This window comes from Gallintestinimicrobium sp. (assembly GCF_046968865.1).
Taxonomy (GTDB): domain Bacteria; phylum Bacillota; class Clostridia; order Lachnospirales; family Lachnospiraceae; genus Gallintestinimicrobium; species Gallintestinimicrobium propionicum.
This window is the reverse complement of the sequence record NZ_JBKVPW010000008.1, coordinates 132,794-148,917: the sequence shown is the minus strand read 5'-3', so window position 1 is coordinate 148,917 and position 16,124 is coordinate 132,794. Positions and strand designations below refer to the sequence as shown.

The window sequence follows — 16,124 nt, the reverse complement described above, 5'->3', positions numbered from 1 at the left end:
CCTCGCGGAGCATTTTTATCGTATGGAAACGAAGTTTCCTATACGATAAAAAAGAATGTGTCGAGGTACCTGCACCGGCTGCGGCGAGTCGCGTAAGCGACATCTTCCATTCCGCCGCAGTACGATCTGCACAAAACGGCTTTCGGGAGTTTTCCGGGAGCCGTTTTGTGAGTTTTGTATTCTGATTGCCGGCAGGCGGTCTTCTTTCCGACTTTAGGCTTGACAAAAGAAAGGGCGAACGATACAATAATACAGAAATTTAAGACTTTTGACAGACGTTGAAGAGAAGAAGTAAAAGGATTGTTTCTATCCAGAGAGCTGCCGGACGGTGCGAGACAGCAGAAAGATTCTTTGAACTGGTCTTGGAGTTCTTTTTGTGAGAGCCGTATGAAATATGGAAGGTAGCAGAAAGCGGGTGGCGCCGTTATGCGCACGACAAGATGCACAGGGCATTTTTTGATCCTGTGAAGTAGAGTGGTACCGCGAAGAGCCAGACTGTTTCGTCTCTATTTTTGAAAGAGCGAGATGGTCTGTTTTTTTACGGAATCAAGTCAGGAGGACACACATGGAACGGGTTTATAATCCCAAGGAAATCGAACAGAAATGGCAGAAAATCTGGGATGACGAAAAGGCGTTTGCCGCATCCGACGATTATTCCAAACCGAAGTATTATGCGCTGGTAGAGTTCCCTTATCCGTCAGGACAGGGGCTGCACGTTGGACATCCCCGCCCGTATACGGCGCTGGATATCGTTGCGCGTAAGAGAAGAATGGAAGGCTACAACGTACTGTATCCCATGGGCTGGGACGCATTCGGACTTCCGACCGAGAACTATGCGATCAAAAATCACATCCATCCGAAGATCGTAACGAAAAATAACGTTCATCGTTTCAAAGAGCAGCTGCACTCCTTAGGCTATTCCTTTGACTGGGACAGAGAGATCAACACCACCGATCCGGAATATTACAAATGGACTCAGTGGATTTTCTTAAAGCTGTTTAAAGCGGGACTGGCTTACAAAGCGGAGATGCCGATCAACTGGTGTACCTCCTGTAAGGTGGGACTTGCAAACGAAGAGGTTGTAAATGGCCACTGCGAACGCTGCGGCGCAGAAGTTATCCGTAAGGTAAAGAGCCAGTGGATGTTAAAGATCACTGAGTATGCGGATAAGCTGCTGGAAGGTCTGGATCACGTCGATTACATCGAGCGTGTCAAGGTTTCCCAGAAAAACTGGATCGGCCGTTCTACCGGTGCAGAGGTGGATTTCCCAATCGCAGGCAAGGAAGACAAGCTGCGTATTTATACGACACGTCCGGATACTCTGTTCGGTGTAACTTATATGGTAATTTCCCCGGAGCACCCTTATATTGAAAAGTTTGCATCCGAGATCAAAAACCTGGACGAAGTAAAAGCATATCAGGAGCAGGCTGCAAGAAAGTCTGACTTCGAGCGTTCCGAGCTGGCAAAAGAAAAAACCGGTGTAAAGATCGATGGTCTGACCGCAGTCAATCCGGTCAACGGAAAAGAAATCCCCATCTGGGTTTCCGACTATGTATTGATGAGCTACGGTACCGGCGCAATCATGGCGGTTCCTGCCCATGATGAAAGAGACTGGGAGTTCGCAAAGAAATTCAACATGCCGATCATTCAGGTTGTAGAAAGCTCCGAAGGTCCGGTGGATGTTAACGAGGCTGCTTTTGTAGACGTTGCAACCGGAAAGCTGGTAAACTCCGGCTTCTTAAACGGCATGGAGGTAGCGGAAGCGAAAAAGGCGATCATCGAATATCTCGAAAAAGAAAACATTGGCACACAGAAAACGAACTACAAGCTGCGTGACTGGGTATTTTCCAGACAGCGTTACTGGGGCGAGCCGATCCCGATCGTTCACTGTGACAAGTGTGGCTATGTGCCGCTTCCGGAAGATCAGCTTCCGCTGGAGCTGCCCGATGTAGAAAGCTATATGCCCACTGATAACGGCGAATCTCCGTTAGCTGCCATGAGAAGCTGGGTAGAGACAACCTGTCCTTGCTGCGGAGGTCCTGCAGAGAGGGAAACCGATACCATGCCTCAGTGGGCTGGTTCTTCCTGGTACTTCCTGCGTTATACCGATCCCCACAATACGGAAGCACTGGCAAGCCCGGAAGCTCTCAAATACTGGATGCCGGTTGACTGGTACAACGGCGGCATGGAGCATACCACCCTGCATCTTCTGTACTCCAGATTCTGGCATCGTTTCCTGTATGACGAAAAGGTTGTTCCCTGTCCGGAGCCTTACCAGAAGAGAACCTCTCACGGCATGATCTTGGGAGAAAACGGCGAGAAGATGAGTAAGTCCCGCGGCAACGTGGTAAACCCGGATGATATTGTCAACGAGTTCGGTGCAGATACCCTGCGTACCTATGAAATGTTCATCGGCGCATTCGAACTGAGCGCTGCCTGGAGCAATGAAGGCGTAAAAGGCTGCAGAAGATTCCTGGAGCGTGTCTGGAAGCTGCAGGAGATTGTAACCGATGAAGCCGGCTATTCCAAGGAGCTGGAAACCAGGATGCATCAGACGATCAAGAAGGTTTCTTCCGACTTCGAGACCTTAAAGTATAACACTGCAATCGCTGCGATGATGTCTCTGATCAATGATTTCTACAAGGCTGGCAAGGTAACCAGAGATGAGTTTAAAACTCTGCTGATTCTGTTAAACCCTGTAGCGCCCCATATGACAGAGGAGCTGTGGCAAATCATGAACTATGGCGGACGTCTGTATCAGACCAGCTGGCCGACTTATGAAGAAGCAAAGACGGTAGAGTCTGAAGTGGAAATCGCAGTTCAGGTAAACGGCAAGGTTCGTGCGACCATTAAGATCGCTGCAGATATCTCCAAAGAGGATGCGATTGCAGCAGGTAAAGCTGCAGTAGCAGACAAGCTGACCGGTCAGATCGTCAAGGAAATCTATGTTCCCGGACGTCTGGTAAATATCGTTCAGAAGGGCTGACCGCGATTGCCTGCTGAAGCAGACAGGCACTGCTGAAAAATAGCAGATGTGCGCTGCACAGATCGGTTGTGTTAAAAATAGAATTCCCGACAGATGTGGATGAAAAGGATTCATGTCTATCGGGAATTTTTGTTTTATAGGAAAGAAAAGACCTCTGGGCGGGATTGGGATTGCACTGCATCAGGATCGTGCTGCGTTTTAGCTAAATTGTGCCGTTTTTACGTCGCTGCAGCTAAAACGCCTCGTGCAGAACACATTTTTTCCATTTTTTAAACACACTTTTCTCACAGAATCCTCCTGAAATGAACACATAATTCCGATAAACTTAAGAAAGTGTAAAATTTGAAAGGGAGGATCTCACTATGATTGAGATTTCGCATCTGGTCAAAAAATATGGCGATCACTATGCGGTCAAGGATCTGAATGTCCGGATTGAAGAAGGACAGATCTACGGATTCTTAGGACCAAACGGAGCCGGAAAATCGACCACCATGAATATGATTACAGGATATCTGGCACCGACTGCCGGAACCGTAAAGGTGGACGGCTTTGACATCGTCAAAGAGCCGGAAAAGGCAAAGGAACATATCGGTTATCTGCCGGAAATTCCGCCGCTGTACAGTGAGATGACCGTTGAGGAATATCTGAAATTTGCAGCAGAATTAAAGCACATTCCGGGAAAGGAAAGAGCAGCGCAGATCGAAAAGGCGATCAAAACCGCACAGCTGGAGGATGTCCGGAAGCGTCTGATTAACAACCTTTCCAAAGGTTATAAACAAAGAGTCGGTCTGGCACAGGCAGTGCTCGGCGATCCTGAGACGATTATTCTGGATGAGCCGACTGTCGGTCTGGATCCGAGACAGATGATCGAGATGCGTGAGCTGATCCGCAGTCTCAAAAAAGACCATACAGTTATTTTGAGTTCGCATATTCTGTCCGAAGTCAGTGCAGTGTGTGACCAGATCCTGATTATTTCCAAGGGTGAGCTGGTTGCAAGCGATACGCCGGACGGACTGCAGGCAAAGCTAAAAGGCGCAGGCGAGCTGGAGCTTTGCGTAAAGGGAACTGCAGCGCAGTTAAAGACGCTTTTGTCAAATCTGGACGGCGTAGAAAGCTTTACGACGACAGAAGCAGAAGACGGAACCGTGCTCGCGCAGGTTTCGGAGAAGGCGGACTGCGATATCCGCGAGCCGCTGTTTTATGAGCTGGCAGAGAATCGGATGCCCCTGCTTGGCATGGAGAAAAAGACGGGATCGCTGGAGGATATCTTCCTGCAGCTGACCGATAAGCCCGAGGAGGAGACGAAACAATGACAGCGATTTATAAAAGAGAATTAAAAACATTCTTTACGACGGTAACCGGCTGGCTGTTTATTGCAGCACATATCTGTCTTGCCGGACTTTACTTTTTTGCAATCAATCTGCTGTCCGGCTACAGCAATGTCGGACAGAGCTTTTCCAGTATCCTGTTTTTGCTGCTGTTATCGACACCGATTCTGTCCATGCGTATGCTGGCAGAGGAGCGTAAGCAGAAAACGGATCAGTTGATTTTGACTTCTCCGGTTTCGATCGGAGGAATCGTAGCGGGCAAATACCTTGCGATGGCGACCGTCTTTACCATTCCGGTTGCGGTGATGGCGCTGTTCCCGCTGATTTTAAGCCGCTACGGAACCGTTCCTATGGGCGAAAGCTATACGGCGCTGTTGGCTTATTATCTGTTTGGTCTGACCTGCCTTGCGATTGGCCTGTTTATTTCCTCAATCACAGAAAGTCAGATCATCGCAGCGGTGCTTTCCTTTGTCCTTTTATTTGTCGGCTACATGATGTCCTCCATTACCGGACTGATTTCCCAAACAGGCAACCTGCTGACAAAAATTTTAAACGCTTACAACTTCACCGACCGTCTGGACGCTATGGTGGAGGGAACGCTGAATCTGAAATCCGTCCTGTATTTTGTAACCCTGATCGTCGTATTTTTATTCTTAACGGTTCAGTCGATCCAGAAAAGAAGATATCAGGTTTCGGTAAAAACGCTGCAAATCGGCGCTTACAGCAGCGGTATGATCGCTCTTGTCGTAGCGATTGCGGTGTTCTTAAACCTCGGATTTTCCGCCCTGCCGGATCGCTATACGAAGATTGATGTAACGAGCCAGAAGCTATATACGCTGACACAGACGACGAAAAATCTCGTCAAAAACCTGTCTGAGGATGTGACGATTTATGTCATCAACTCGGAAAACAGCCAGGATGAAACGCTGCAGCAGACGCTGAAAAGCTATGCAGAGCTTTCCGATCACATCAAGCTGGTTTACAAGGATCCTGTCGTTTCCCCTGATTTTTATAAGGATTATACCGACAGCATTTCCGTAAACTCCATGATCGTAGAATCCGCACAGCGATTTAAGGTAATCAATTACAACAATATTTACGAATATGACTATGACTACAGCAACTATTCCAGCTCTGTCAGCGGCTACGATGCAGAAGGACAGCTGACAAGCGCGATCGCCTATGTAACGAGCGATTCCACCTCCGTTGTTTATGAATTAAACGGTCACGGAGAATCCAGCCTGGACAGCTCGTTTGAGGATGGCGTGAAAAAGGAAAATGTCGACCTTGCGGAGCTGACACTTTTGACAGAGGACAGTGTTCCGGACGATGCAAATGGAGTCCTGATCCTTTCCCCTACAAACGACTTAAACGCAGAGGATGCCGATAAGCTGATTGCATACTTAAACAACGGCGGAAAGGTTCTGATTTCCACCTCTTATATCGATTGCTTCTCTGAGAAGATGCCGAACCTGACAAAGGTGCTTTCCGAGTTCGGACTTTCCATCGGGGACGGTCTGATCGTGGAGCAGGATAATGCGAGAATGTATCAGAATCCGATCTATCTGCTGCCGAACATTTCCTCCGACAGCCTGACGAACGGTGTTTACGGAAAGAGCTATGATTATATCATGATGCCGTATGCCCAGCCGATTCTGACGAAGGAGAAGGATGGCGTTACGCTGACCACTCTTTTGACAACCTCGGAGAAGGCGTACAGCAAGACCGATTTAAATCAGTCCTCCGACGTCAAGAAAACAGAGGACGATGCGCAGGGACCATTTACTGTCGGCGTAAAAGCGGTGAAAACACTTGCTTCCGGCGAAGAAGCACAGCTGATTTTATACAGCTCGTCCTATCTGTTCACAGAGTCGGCAAACCAGTACACGATGGATAACAACCTGACGCTGTTCACCAACGCGATCAGCACGATGGCAGGAGAGAGCGAAAGTATTTCCATCCCGACCAAATCAATGGCGTCCACCTATGCGACCGTGCCTACGGCATCTGCTGTCCGCTATGGAATCCTCCTGATGGGCATCCTTCCTATCGGTCTGCTGGCAGCCGGTATTATCATCTGGGCCAGAAGGAGAAAGAGATAAATGAAAAAACAGAAAATTCAAATTTTGATTTTACTTGTATTATGTATCGTCTGCGTCGGCGGATATTTTATCATCCGGAATCATACGTTTGAAACGGAGGAAGAAACCGTTTCCGTTGACGTTACCAACTTCAATAAGGACGATGTGACGAAGCTGATCCTTTCCGGCGACCACGAGGTTCATCTGGTGAAAACAGACGACATCTGGACGGAGAGCAGCCTGCCGGATGAAACCATTAAGGAATCGACGGTTAACACTCTGCTGAATGAAATCGCCAACATCACGACGACGGAAACTGTTGTGGAAGCGCCGGAGGATCTTTCCCAGTACGGACTGGAGGAGCCTTTCCGGACGATCACGGCAGTCCTTTCCGATGGAACACAGGTTGTGATTTATGCCGGAAATAAGAGCGATCTGCTTTCTGAGTATTACATCAAAGTGGAAGGCGACGACAATGTTTACCTCGTTTCCAGCAATATCGTGACGGATTTCGATAAGGACCCGGAGGACTTCATCGACGAGACGGAGACCGAAACGGCGACAGAGGAAACGGCAGATTCTGCAGACGAGACGGCAGCAACTGACGCTATAGAGGAAACGACTGCGGCTAAGACACTGGAAAGCGCAGATGGCGAGACAGAAAGTGCGGACGCAGACGGTGAGAATGTCGAGGCGGTTGGCGAAACGGAAACTGCAGAAAGCTCCGGGGACTGACGGATCACAAAAGGTTTTGTTATCTGCAAATTTTGAACCACGGAAGGTTTCCTGAAAACGCCCGGAAGGCGGGAGCTTTACTCCCTCTTTCCGGGCATTTTCTTTGCCATCAGGCGGACGATCTGATTCATTTTCAGCTGTTCCTCCGGTGTTGCATATTTGCGGATCGCCATGAGAATGGAAGAAATTTCCGTGTCGGAAAAGCTGATCGATGCTTCTCGGCTTTTCTGTGCCAGCGCCATCAAAAACGGCAGTAGTTCTTTTTGCGAAAGCGAGCTGCTTTCAAAGACGAGCTTCTGTAAAAAATGCAGCTTTTCTTTTGGAATGCTCTGGACGCAGTCTTCCTTCATCCAGTTTGGTTCCGAAGTGGTGTTTGTATCATTATTTTGTTGACTGGTCATAAAAACCTCCGTTTTGAAAATATTCTGGAAAAAGCGGTATTTAGAGCCCATCGCGGAACGCCTCGAACATCGCCTGCTGTTCCGGTGAGAGCATGCCCTTCAAAAAAGTCATGGGGTCGAAATTGTCGGGAAAAGTAGTTGTTCCTGTCAAAGATGCTGACGCGGAATCGAAAGCGGACGTTGCCTGCCCGGCGGCAGTATCCTTTTCGCTGCCAGCTCTTGCAGCTGCTTTCGTATAACCGGCATCCGGATTCGTGCCAAAACAGTCTGCATCTGCCGCAGTATCGGCGTCTGTGTCGGGCGCACTTTCCCGAAACGTTTCGAATAGCTGCATCATTCCTTTCATTTCCTCGAACATCTCGAGATTTTTCTGCAGGTTGAGAAGTTCTCCAAACAGTGCTTTTTCCTGGGGAGAACAAAAGTTTTTGATCTGCTCAAACAACACGGCAAAGTCTGGCGAGGATGTGCCGGAGGTTTGATTTTTGTATGGAGGGGACGGATGCCTGGAAACATATTCCAGGGTGTAGCGCAGCTCCAGATATTTGATCCAGACCGCGAGATGGCTTTGACCATATGGGTCAAAATACGGCAGCAGGATTTTCAAAATCTGGATATGGTTTTGGGTATAGAGCGTATCAAAGGCGATGACAGCTTCGTTTTCACAGACGTTCATTAAAAAGCTTCCTTCCGGTGTTTATTCTATTCCTATGAAACAGTCAGATAGAATAGGACAACAAGGAATTGCTTTTGCCAGTCTGTCAGAGATCGTCTGGGGGACTCGAAAAATCGTTTGCATCGCGAAGGGGCATTGCCCATAGAGGAAGCAATGCCCTTTGGGATGGGAGCCAGATGCGCTCAGATACCTATGGAATCAGCATCCACAGCCATTGTTGCATCCGCAGCCGTTATTCGTGCCGATTCCGCTGCAGCCGTTGCCGCAGCAAGCCAGAAGCAGCAGAATCCAGATCAGGGAATTACAGCCGTTGTTGCCGCCGTCGTTACAGCCACAGCCGTTGTTTGCTCCGAGTCCGTTGTTGCCGCAGCATAACAGCAGAATCAGAATGAGGCAGCAGCTGTTGCCGCCGAAAAGACCGCCGTTCTGACAGGTATTGCCGCATCCGCAGTTGGTAGCTGATAAATCACTCATGGTTATGAGCCTCCGAATGGATAGTTATGGTTTAAGATATGACCGCACGCTTGTCCAGGTTTCTTACGTGGAAGGAAAATTTTTGAAACACTTTTCCTATCATTTGCTGGTGTACTGGAGCCCGGCGAGCAGGCCGGTTTTTTTATCGTATAGGAAACTTCGTTTCTATACGATAAAAAACGCTCCGCGAGGATCGCACTTTGGCGGAGTGGAATTATGTCGCTTGCGCGACCCGCCGCAGGCGGAGAATCCTGCGAAGCAGGATTCTATTTTCACTGCCTTCCATAAAATGCAACACACCTCTTCCCCCATCCTTCCATATCCTAAAAGAAAAAGGATGCGTATGCCTTGAACAGGGTAAAGAGAGTTGTCCACGCGACCGCGGCAGAGGTAAACGGGCTTTCCGGAAAAGGTGTGACGGCAGCGGTGTTGGACACCGGGATCGCGCTGCATCCGGATCTTTCCGGGAGAATCGCAGGATTTGCAGACTTTGTCGGCGGACAGAAGCAGCCGTATGACGACAGCGGACATGGAACCCATGTGGCAGGCTGCCTGTGCGGAAACGGAAAATGCTCCAACGGTCTGTATGCCGGAATTGCGCCAGGCTGCCGTCTGGTAGTATGCAAGGTGCTGGACGAACGTGGGGACGGAAACGTTGCCGCCATGATAGAAGGCATCCGGTATGTGCTGGACACACGCCGGATTTATCATACGAGAATTTTGAATATTTCCGTCGGGATCGGCTCGATCCGGGAAGCTGCGCTTGAGCAGGAGCTGCTTTCTTGGATTGCAAAAGCATGGAATGCAGGGCTGTTCGTTGCAGTGGCTGCCGGAAACAACGGACCTGCCCCGGATTCTGTCTCTGCGATGGGTCTGCAGGCGCACGTCGTATCGGTCGGATGTCATGATGGAAGGCAGACCCCGGGACACAAAAATGCCTGCGCCGCTTATTCCGGGAGAGGTCCTGCAAACGGCAGGGTGAAAAAACCGGATCTGGTGGCGCCGGGAAGCGGCATTGTTTCCTGTAATGCTTGGTATCGGAAAAATCATTTCTGCTCGGTAAATCATCCGTATACAGCAAAGAATGGGACCTCAATGGCGGTTCCGGCAGTCAGCGCGGCAGCAGCACTTTTGTGGGAAAAGGAGCCGCATCTGACAAACGAACAGGTACGGGAACGGTTGCTATACCATGCGCAGGATCTGGGAGAAAACTGGGGGATGCAGGGCTGGGGAATGCTTCATGTAGGCAGAGCGTTAAAGGAATAAATTTTTTTGTTTCAGAAGGATTGACAAAAATTGGATGATTGTATACAATGATACCTGAATTACAGAACACACTGCTTGGAAGAAAGCGGCGAGCAAACGAAGGAGAAGGAATCATGAACAATACATTTACTAACCGTCCGGTCACCATGAATGAGAACAAGAACCTGCTCGAGATCGAAGAGCATATGTACATTCTGGATGACGTGAAGAAGCCGAATGTTTTCCGGAATATGTTCCCTTATTCGGAAATTCCGAAGATTCCGTTCAATGACCGTACCGTTCCGCACGATATGCCGAAGGACATCTGGATTACCGATACGACGTTCCGTGACGGTCAGCAGTCACGCGCCCCTTATTCCACCGAACAGATTGTAACGATTTATGACTATCTGCACCGACTGGGCGGAGAAAATGGTCTGATCCGCGCCAGCGAATTTTTCCTTTACAGTAAAAAAGATCGGGATGCAGTGTACAAATGTCTGGAAAAAGGATATAAATTTCCCGAAATTACCAGCTGGATTCGCGCGAGCAAGGAGGACTTCAAGCTGGTGAAAGAGATCGGCATGAAGGAAACCGGTATTCTGGTCAGCTGTTCCGATTATCACATTTTCATGAAATTGAAAATGACCCGCAAACAGGCAATGGAGCATTACCTGAGCGTCATCAAGGAGTGCCTGGAAGAGGGAATCAGCCCCAGATGCCATCTGGAGGATATCACGCGGGCCGATATTTACGGATATGTTGTTCCGTTTTGCCTGGAGCTGATGAAGCTGATGAAGGAATATCAGATTCCGATCAAAATCCGCGCCTGCGATACGATGGGCTACGGCGTCAACTATCCGGGTGCCGTTATCCCGAGAAGCGTACAGGGAATCATCTATGCGCTGCACACGCACGCGGGTGTTCCCCACGAGCTGTTGGAATGGCACGGACACAACGATTTCTATAAGGCTGTTGTCAATTCCTCGACGGCATGGCTGTATGGCTGCTCCGGTGTCAACACCTCGCTGTTCGGTATCGGCGAGCGTACCGGCAATACGCCTCTGGAAGCGATGGTATTTGAATATGCACAGCTGCGCGGCACGTTAAACGGCATGGACACCAGGGTGATCACCGAGCTGGCAGAATACTACGAAAAAGAAATCGGCTACCACATCCCGCCCAGGACGCCGTTTGTCGGCAAGAACTTCAATGTCACAAGAGCGGGTATCCATGCAGACGGTCTGCTGAAAAACGAAGAGATTTACAACATTTTTGATACAGAAAAGTTCTTAAACCGTCCAGTTCTGTGCGCTGTATCGAATACCTCCGGTCTTGCCGGAATCGCACACTGGATCAATACTTACTTCCATTTACCGGAGGAAAAGAAGCTGGATAAAAACTGCGAGCTGGTTCACGAGGTCAAGAAATGGGTGGACGCCGAATACGAAAGCGGCCGTGTTACCGTTCTGACCGATGAAGAGCTGTTGAAGGTAATCGATGATGCCAGCAAGAAACTGGGGATTTTATTGGTATGAGTCAATACGAAAAAGAAGAAAGCTCCGACCGATATTCGCTGAGGGGAAAGGTTTTTCATCAGCTGCGGGAGGATATTTTAAGCGGACATTATAAAGAACACGAGGAACTGCGGGAAATGGCGATCAGCGAAGAGATGGGCGTTTCCCGCACGCCCGTCCGGGAAGCGCTGCGCCAACTGGAACTGGAAGGTCTGGTCAGCATTATCCCAAACAAGGGGGCATATGTGACCGGCATCACCAGAAAGGACGTGGAGGATATTTATGCGATCCGTTCTTTGCTGGAAGGGCTTTGTGCCCGTTGGGCAACCGCGTATATTACAGAAAAACAGCTGGATGCGCTGGAAGAAAATATTTACCTGTCAGAATTTCACGCCAGCAAGGGACATGCCCAGAAGCTGACGGAGCTGGACGATCAGTTCCACGATATTTTATATGAAGCATGCTCAAGCAAAATGCTGGAGCATCAGCTGAGGGATTTCCATGAATATGTGCGGAGAATGCGCAAGCAGAACCTTTCCGGCAGTGAAAGAGGACTGGAAGCTGTGCTCGAGCACAAACAGATCATGGAGGCGATCTGCCGGAAGGATGCCGACCGCGCACAGGAGTTGGCAGCCTTGCATATGCGTAATGCTTATGATAATATGATTAAAAACGGGCTTTTGGATGCCTATGAAGAAAAGGAGAGAATCGATGGCTAAGATTCAGATGACAACGCCGCTGGTGGAGATGGATGGCGATGAAATGACCAGAATCCTCTGGCAGCTGATCAAGGATGAGCTTCTGCTTCCTTATATTGACTTGAAGACAGAGTATTATGACCTCGGTCTGGAGCATCGCAACGAAACAGATGATCAGGTGACGATTGACAGCGCCAATGCAACCTTAAAATACGGCGTTGCAGTCAAATGTGCAACAATCACACCCAACGCAGCGAGAATGGAAGAGTATCATTTAAAGAAGATGTGGAAAAGCCCCAACGGCACGATTCGCTCCATTCTGGACGGCACCGTGTTCCGTGCACCGATTCTGGTAAAGGGCATCCGTCCCTGCGTCCGCAACTGGGAAAAGCCCATCACGCTGGCACGTCACGCTTACGGTGATGTATACAAAAATACCGAAATCCGCGTAGAGGGTCCCGGCAAGGCAGAACTGGTGTTCACGGCGGCGGACGGTACAGAAACCCGCGAGCTGATCCACGATTTTACCGGTGCAGGTGTCTTACAGGGCATGCACAATACGGATAAGTCTATCACGAGCTTTGCCCGCGCTTGCTTTAATTACGCAGTGGATACGAAGCAGGATCTGTGGTTTGCGACCAAGGATACAATTTCCAAAAAATATGACCATACCTTTAAGGATATTTTCCAGGAAATCTACGAAAACGAATATCAGGAGAAGTTCAAAGAGCTCGGTATCGAATATTTCTACACCCTGATCGACGACGCGGTAGCGCGCGTCATGAAAGCAAAGGGTGGCTTCATCTGGGCATGCAAAAACTATGACGGCGACGTTATGAGCGATATGGTAAGCTCTGCCTTTGGTTCTCTTGCAATGATGACCTCCGTTTTGGTTTCTCCTGCAGGCGTTTATGAATATGAAGCTGCGCATGGAACCGTTCAGAGACATTATTACAAGCACTTAAAGGGTGAGGAAACCTCTACGAACTCCGTTGCGACGATCTTTGCATGGACGGGCGCACTCAGAAAACGCGGCGAGCTGGACAAGCTTCCGGAGCTGTGCGCATTTGCGGACAAGCTGGAAAAAGCAACACTGGATACGATCGAAAGCGGCAGGATGACAAAGGACCTGGCACTGATTACAGAGCTGACGGATGTCACGGTATTGAACAGCCAGGACTTCATCAAAGCGATCCGGAAAACTATGGAGAAATAAGAGAGGTTCTAAAGCTTGATTAAGAAATTGATTAACAGTAAGCTCGGACAGCAGATCATCAAATTCGGCGCGGTGGGTTTTTTATGTTTCTTCATTGAATACGTGCTGTTGATTCTGTTTAAGGAGCTGCTCGGATGGCCGGTTATCGCAGCCAACACCCTTGCCTTTACCGTATCGGCAATCGTCAATTATATTCTGAGCATTCTTTTTGTATTCGATACGGACAAAAAAGCAAACCAGGGCAAGCAGTTCGCCGTCTTTTTCATCTTTGCAGTCGGCGGTCTGATCTTAAACAATGTCGTCTTAAAGCTCGGCACGATGGTCCTCGACCCGTTCTGGAGCCGTTCCTACATCATCGTTAAGCCGTTTGCAACCGGCGTGGTAATGGTTTATAACTTTATCACGAGAAAGATTTTCATCGAAAAAAAGCCGGAAAAAGAAGATGGTGCTGAAGAAAAACAATAGCATTCTATTGTCATGAATAATAAATAAAAGAGCCGAAGATTCCTGAAAATCAGGTCCTCGGCTCTTTTTTATTTCCGTATAATTCAAAGGTTTTATACACTGCAGGCGAAAGATCGCGGAGACATTCTACTCGCTCAGCTGTTCCCATTCCTCCATCAGCTCCATGAGCTTGTCTGCAATTTCATCCTTTTCGCGGGAGAGCTTCTGCAATGCGGCAACGTCGGTTGCGATTTTGGGATCGCTCATTTCGAGGTCGATCTGTTTATCCCGCTCTTCGAGGGAAGCAATCTGCTCTTCGCATTTTTTCAGGGCATTTTCCTTTTTGCGGCGCTGGGCTTCCTTTTCCTTCTGTGCCTGCCAGGAAAGCTTTGAGGCAGAGCTTTCTGTAGAAGCTGCAGAGGCAGCGGACGTAGCTAAAGTGCCGAAGGCTGTGGACTCTGTAGAAGCGCCCTGTTGGGATTTTTTCTCCAGGTAATAATCATAATTGCCCAGATATTGGTGCAGCGTGCCGCCGGAAAGCTCCAGAATGCGGTGCGCAGTACGGTTGATAAAGTAACGGTCGTGGGAAACATATAAAACCGTTCCGTTGTAGCTGTTTAACGCATCTTCCAGAATTTCCTTGGAGGCGATGTCCAGATGGTTCGTCGGCTCGTCGAGGATCAGGAAGTTCGATTCGGAAAGCATGAGCTTTGCGAGGGAAACACGTCCGCGCTCGCCGCCGGAAAGGTCTTTGATCCGTTTGAATACATCGTCTCCGGTAAACAAAAACGCAGCCAGCGTATTGCGGATTTCCGTGTTGTTCAGGGATGGATATTCGTCCGAAATTTCTTCAAACAGCGTTTTATCGGGATGCAGGACGTGATGCTCCTGATCGTAGTAGCCGATCTGCACCTTACTGCCGAGTCGGATGGTTCCGGCGTCCGGTTCCACCAGCTCGTTGATAAGTTTTAAAATCGTCGTCTTTCCGGTCCCGTTGTCGCCGATGATCGCGACGTGCTCGCCGCGCTTTAACGCAAAGGAAAGATCGGAAAACAACGTGTTGCGGTCAAAGGTTTTTGCCAGATGCTCGACGGTTAAAACGTCGTTTCCGCTTTCGATGCGGGGGGTCAGCTGTAAGTGCATATCGGAACGCACCTCAGTTGGCTTATCCAGCACTTCGATTTTGGCAAGCATTTTTTCCCGGCTTTCGGCACGCTTGATCGACTTTTCCCGGTTAAAGGATTTTAACTTTGTGATGACCTCTTCCTGATGCTTGATTTCTGCCTGCTGGTTTAAATAAGCGTTTCGCTGTGCCTGACGCAGCTGTTCTTTTTTGGCGGCGTAATCGGAATAGTTGCCAGAAAAAACGGTCACCTTCGTGTTGTCGATTTCGATGATCTTCGAAGCGATCCGGTCGAGAAAATACCGGTCGTGGGAAACGATTAAAACGCTTCCCTTATAGTTGAGCAGATAGGTTTCGAGCCAGGAAATCGAGGACATGTCCAGGTGGTTGGTGGGCTCGTCGAGGATGATCAGGTCAGGCTTCTGCAACAGAAGTTTGCCGAGTGCAACGCGGGTTTTCTGACCACCGGAGAGCGTGGAAACCGGTTTCTGAAACTCGTCCTCGGTAAAGCCAAGGCCTTTTAAAACACCGGTCAGTTCGCTTTTGTAGGCGTAGCCGTTTTCCATTTCGAAACGGTGTGTCAGATCTGCATATTTCTGCATCAGGTCCTCTAATGCGTCGCCGGAAAGCTGCTTCATGGAAAGCTCCGCCTGGCGGATCTGATTTTCGAGATCGAGCAGATGCTGCTTGACGGAGAGCAGTTCCTCATAAATTGTATTGTCGCTGTTGACGGCGCTGTCCTGTGCCAGATAACCGAAGGTCTTGTCCTTTGCAAAGGCGACTACGCCGCCGTCGGGCTCGAGCTGTCCGACGATGATGCGCAGCAGGGTTGTCTTGCCTGCACCATTTAAGCCGACAATTGCGGCTTTTTCATAATCTTCTATATGAAAAGAACAGTTTTTTAAAACCTGTTTTTCCAGAAATGCTTTTTCGATATTCTGACAGGAAAGTATCATGATGGTTCTCCTTCTTTATACTATGTAACAGTTTACCTGTGTGCAAATAACGTGTCAAGTCCAATCGGACGGTCGGAGTACGCATTGACATTTTTTTAACGCAGGGTATAATAGAATGGAAGTAAATGTTCAGTAGGTCTGCGCATTTATTGCGCTGACCGTAAGAAACCTTAGACTAGAAGGCAAAAATCCTATCGGCATAGCCGATTTTGAATGGATTTTTGCGCGTAACTGTGAGGTTACTGAA

At 48.9% G+C, this 16,124-nt stretch carries 13 protein-coding genes and 1 other annotated feature; of the genes, 9 read left to right on the top strand and 4 right to left on the bottom strand.

Features of this window, described 5'->3' with window-relative positions; translation table 11 throughout:
* The first annotated feature begins 269 nt into the window (after window positions 1–269).
* Window positions 270–511: a binding site (T-box leader), on the top strand.
* Between the two features lie 54 nt (window positions 512–565).
* The 4 genes from leuS to ACLTOQ_RS08995 all read left to right on the top strand — a co-directional run bounded on the left by leuS (window position 566) and on the right by ACLTOQ_RS08995 (window position 7,130).
* Complete coding sequence (gene leuS, locus ACLTOQ_RS09010; RefSeq protein WP_021916398.1) at window positions 566–2,986, top strand: leucine--tRNA ligase; 2,421 nt, start codon at window positions 566–568, stop codon at window positions 2,984–2,986.
* 362 nt (window positions 2,987–3,348) lie between these two features.
* Complete coding sequence (locus tag ACLTOQ_RS09005) at window positions 3,349–4,299, top strand: ABC transporter ATP-binding protein (protein ID WP_337598208.1); 951 nt, start codon at window positions 3,349–3,351, stop codon at window positions 4,297–4,299.
* Window positions 4,296–6,416: a Gldg family protein gene (locus ACLTOQ_RS09000; protein WP_412319290.1), complete on the top strand. Its 2,121-nt coding sequence runs from the start codon at window positions 4,296–4,298 to the stop codon at window positions 6,414–6,416. Before ACLTOQ_RS09005 ends, ACLTOQ_RS09000 begins: the two co-directional genes overlap by 4 nt.
* The gene (locus tag ACLTOQ_RS08995) at window positions 6,417–7,130 is read left to right on the top strand and encodes a DUF4340 domain-containing protein (RefSeq protein ID WP_412279196.1); all 714 of its coding nucleotides are present in this window, start codon (window positions 6,417–6,419) and stop codon (window positions 7,128–7,130) included.
* Between the two features lie 77 nt (window positions 7,131–7,207).
* Here the strand turns inward: ACLTOQ_RS08995 and ACLTOQ_RS08990 are convergent, their stop codons facing one another.
* The 3 genes from ACLTOQ_RS08990 to ACLTOQ_RS08980 all read right to left on the bottom strand — a co-directional run bounded on the left by ACLTOQ_RS08990 (window position 7,208) and on the right by ACLTOQ_RS08980 (window position 8,678).
* Entirely contained in the window at window positions 7,208–7,531 is a 324-nt protein-coding gene (locus tag ACLTOQ_RS08990; RefSeq protein WP_118495607.1) for a hypothetical protein, read from the bottom strand.
* A 40-nt stretch (window positions 7,532–7,571) separates the two neighbouring features.
* Complete coding sequence (locus ACLTOQ_RS08985) at window positions 7,572–8,204, bottom strand: hypothetical protein (RefSeq protein ID WP_412280463.1); 633 nt, start codon at window positions 8,202–8,204, stop codon at window positions 7,572–7,574.
* Between the two features lie 198 nt (window positions 8,205–8,402).
* Window positions 8,403–8,678: a hypothetical protein gene (locus tag ACLTOQ_RS08980; protein WP_021916404.1), complete on the bottom strand. Its 276-nt coding sequence runs from the start codon at window positions 8,676–8,678 to the stop codon at window positions 8,403–8,405.
* A gap of 348 nt (window positions 8,679–9,026) precedes the next feature.
* On the opposite strand from ACLTOQ_RS08980, the gene ACLTOQ_RS08975 reads away from it, so the two are divergent.
* The 5 genes from ACLTOQ_RS08975 (at window position 9,027) to ACLTOQ_RS08955 (ending at window position 13,819) form a co-directional block, all read left to right on the top strand.
* On the top strand, window positions 9,027–9,944 hold the full coding sequence (locus tag ACLTOQ_RS08975) for a S8 family serine peptidase (protein ID WP_412319289.1): 918 nt from the start codon (window positions 9,027–9,029) through the stop codon (window positions 9,942–9,944).
* A 113-nt stretch (window positions 9,945–10,057) separates the two neighbouring features.
* Entirely contained in the window at window positions 10,058–11,461 is a 1,404-nt protein-coding gene (locus ACLTOQ_RS08970; protein ID WP_021916406.1) for a hypothetical protein, read from the top strand.
* Window positions 11,458–12,159: a GntR family transcriptional regulator gene (locus ACLTOQ_RS08965; protein WP_337562053.1), complete on the top strand. Its 702-nt coding sequence runs from the start codon at window positions 11,458–11,460 to the stop codon at window positions 12,157–12,159. The genes ACLTOQ_RS08970 and ACLTOQ_RS08965 overlap by 4 nt, the downstream gene beginning before the upstream one ends.
* A complete protein-coding gene (locus ACLTOQ_RS08960; protein ID WP_021916408.1) occupies window positions 12,152–13,354 on the top strand; it encodes an NADP-dependent isocitrate dehydrogenase in 1,203 nt (400 codons plus the stop codon). Before ACLTOQ_RS08965 ends, ACLTOQ_RS08960 begins: the two co-directional genes overlap by 8 nt.
* Window positions 13,355–13,369: 15 nt before the next feature.
* Window positions 13,370–13,819 carry a GtrA family protein gene (locus ACLTOQ_RS08955; protein WP_412279877.1) on the top strand — a complete coding sequence of 150 codons (450 nt, stop codon included), beginning with the start codon at window positions 13,370–13,372 and terminating at the stop codon, window positions 13,817–13,819.
* Between the two features lie 126 nt (window positions 13,820–13,945).
* Here ACLTOQ_RS08955 and ACLTOQ_RS08950 read toward each other — a convergent pair whose 3' ends face one another.
* Window positions 13,946–15,877, bottom strand: a complete 1,932-nt coding sequence (locus ACLTOQ_RS08950; RefSeq protein WP_412319288.1) for an ABC-F family ATP-binding cassette domain-containing protein — start codon at window positions 15,875–15,877, stop codon at window positions 13,946–13,948.
* Window positions 15,878–16,124: the final 247 nt, after the last annotated feature.

Excerpts from the sequence above, each read along its gene's own strand:
- leuS (WP_021916398.1), top strand. The coding sequence starts at position 566 with ATGGAACGGGTTTATAATCCCAAGGAAATCGAACAGAAATGGCAGAAA.
- ACLTOQ_RS09005 (WP_337598208.1), top strand. The coding sequence starts at position 3,349 with ATGATTGAGATTTCGCATCTGGTCAAAAAATATGGCGATCACTATGCG.
- ACLTOQ_RS09000 (WP_412319290.1), top strand. The coding sequence starts at position 4,296 with ATGACAGCGATTTATAAAAGAGAATTAAAAACATTCTTTACGACGGTA.
- ACLTOQ_RS08995 (WP_412279196.1), top strand. The coding sequence starts at position 6,417 with ATGAAAAAACAGAAAATTCAAATTTTGATTTTACTTGTATTATGTATC.
- ACLTOQ_RS08990 (WP_118495607.1), bottom strand. The coding sequence starts at position 7,531 with ATGACCAGTCAACAAAATAATGATACAAACACCACTTCGGAACCAAAC.
- ACLTOQ_RS08985 (WP_412280463.1), bottom strand. The coding sequence starts at position 8,204 with ATGAACGTCTGTGAAAACGAAGCTGTCATCGCCTTTGATACGCTCTAT.
- ACLTOQ_RS08980 (WP_021916404.1), bottom strand. The coding sequence starts at position 8,678 with ATGAGTGATTTATCAGCTACCAACTGCGGATGCGGCAATACCTGTCAG.
- ACLTOQ_RS08970 (WP_021916406.1), top strand. The coding sequence starts at position 10,058 with ATGAACAATACATTTACTAACCGTCCGGTCACCATGAATGAGAACAAG.
- ACLTOQ_RS08965 (WP_337562053.1), top strand. The coding sequence starts at position 11,458 with ATGAGTCAATACGAAAAAGAAGAAAGCTCCGACCGATATTCGCTGAGG.
- ACLTOQ_RS08960 (WP_021916408.1), top strand. The coding sequence starts at position 12,152 with ATGGCTAAGATTCAGATGACAACGCCGCTGGTGGAGATGGATGGCGAT.
- ACLTOQ_RS08950 (WP_412319288.1), bottom strand. The coding sequence starts at position 15,877 with ATGATACTTTCCTGTCAGAATATCGAAAAAGCATTTCTGGAAAAACAG.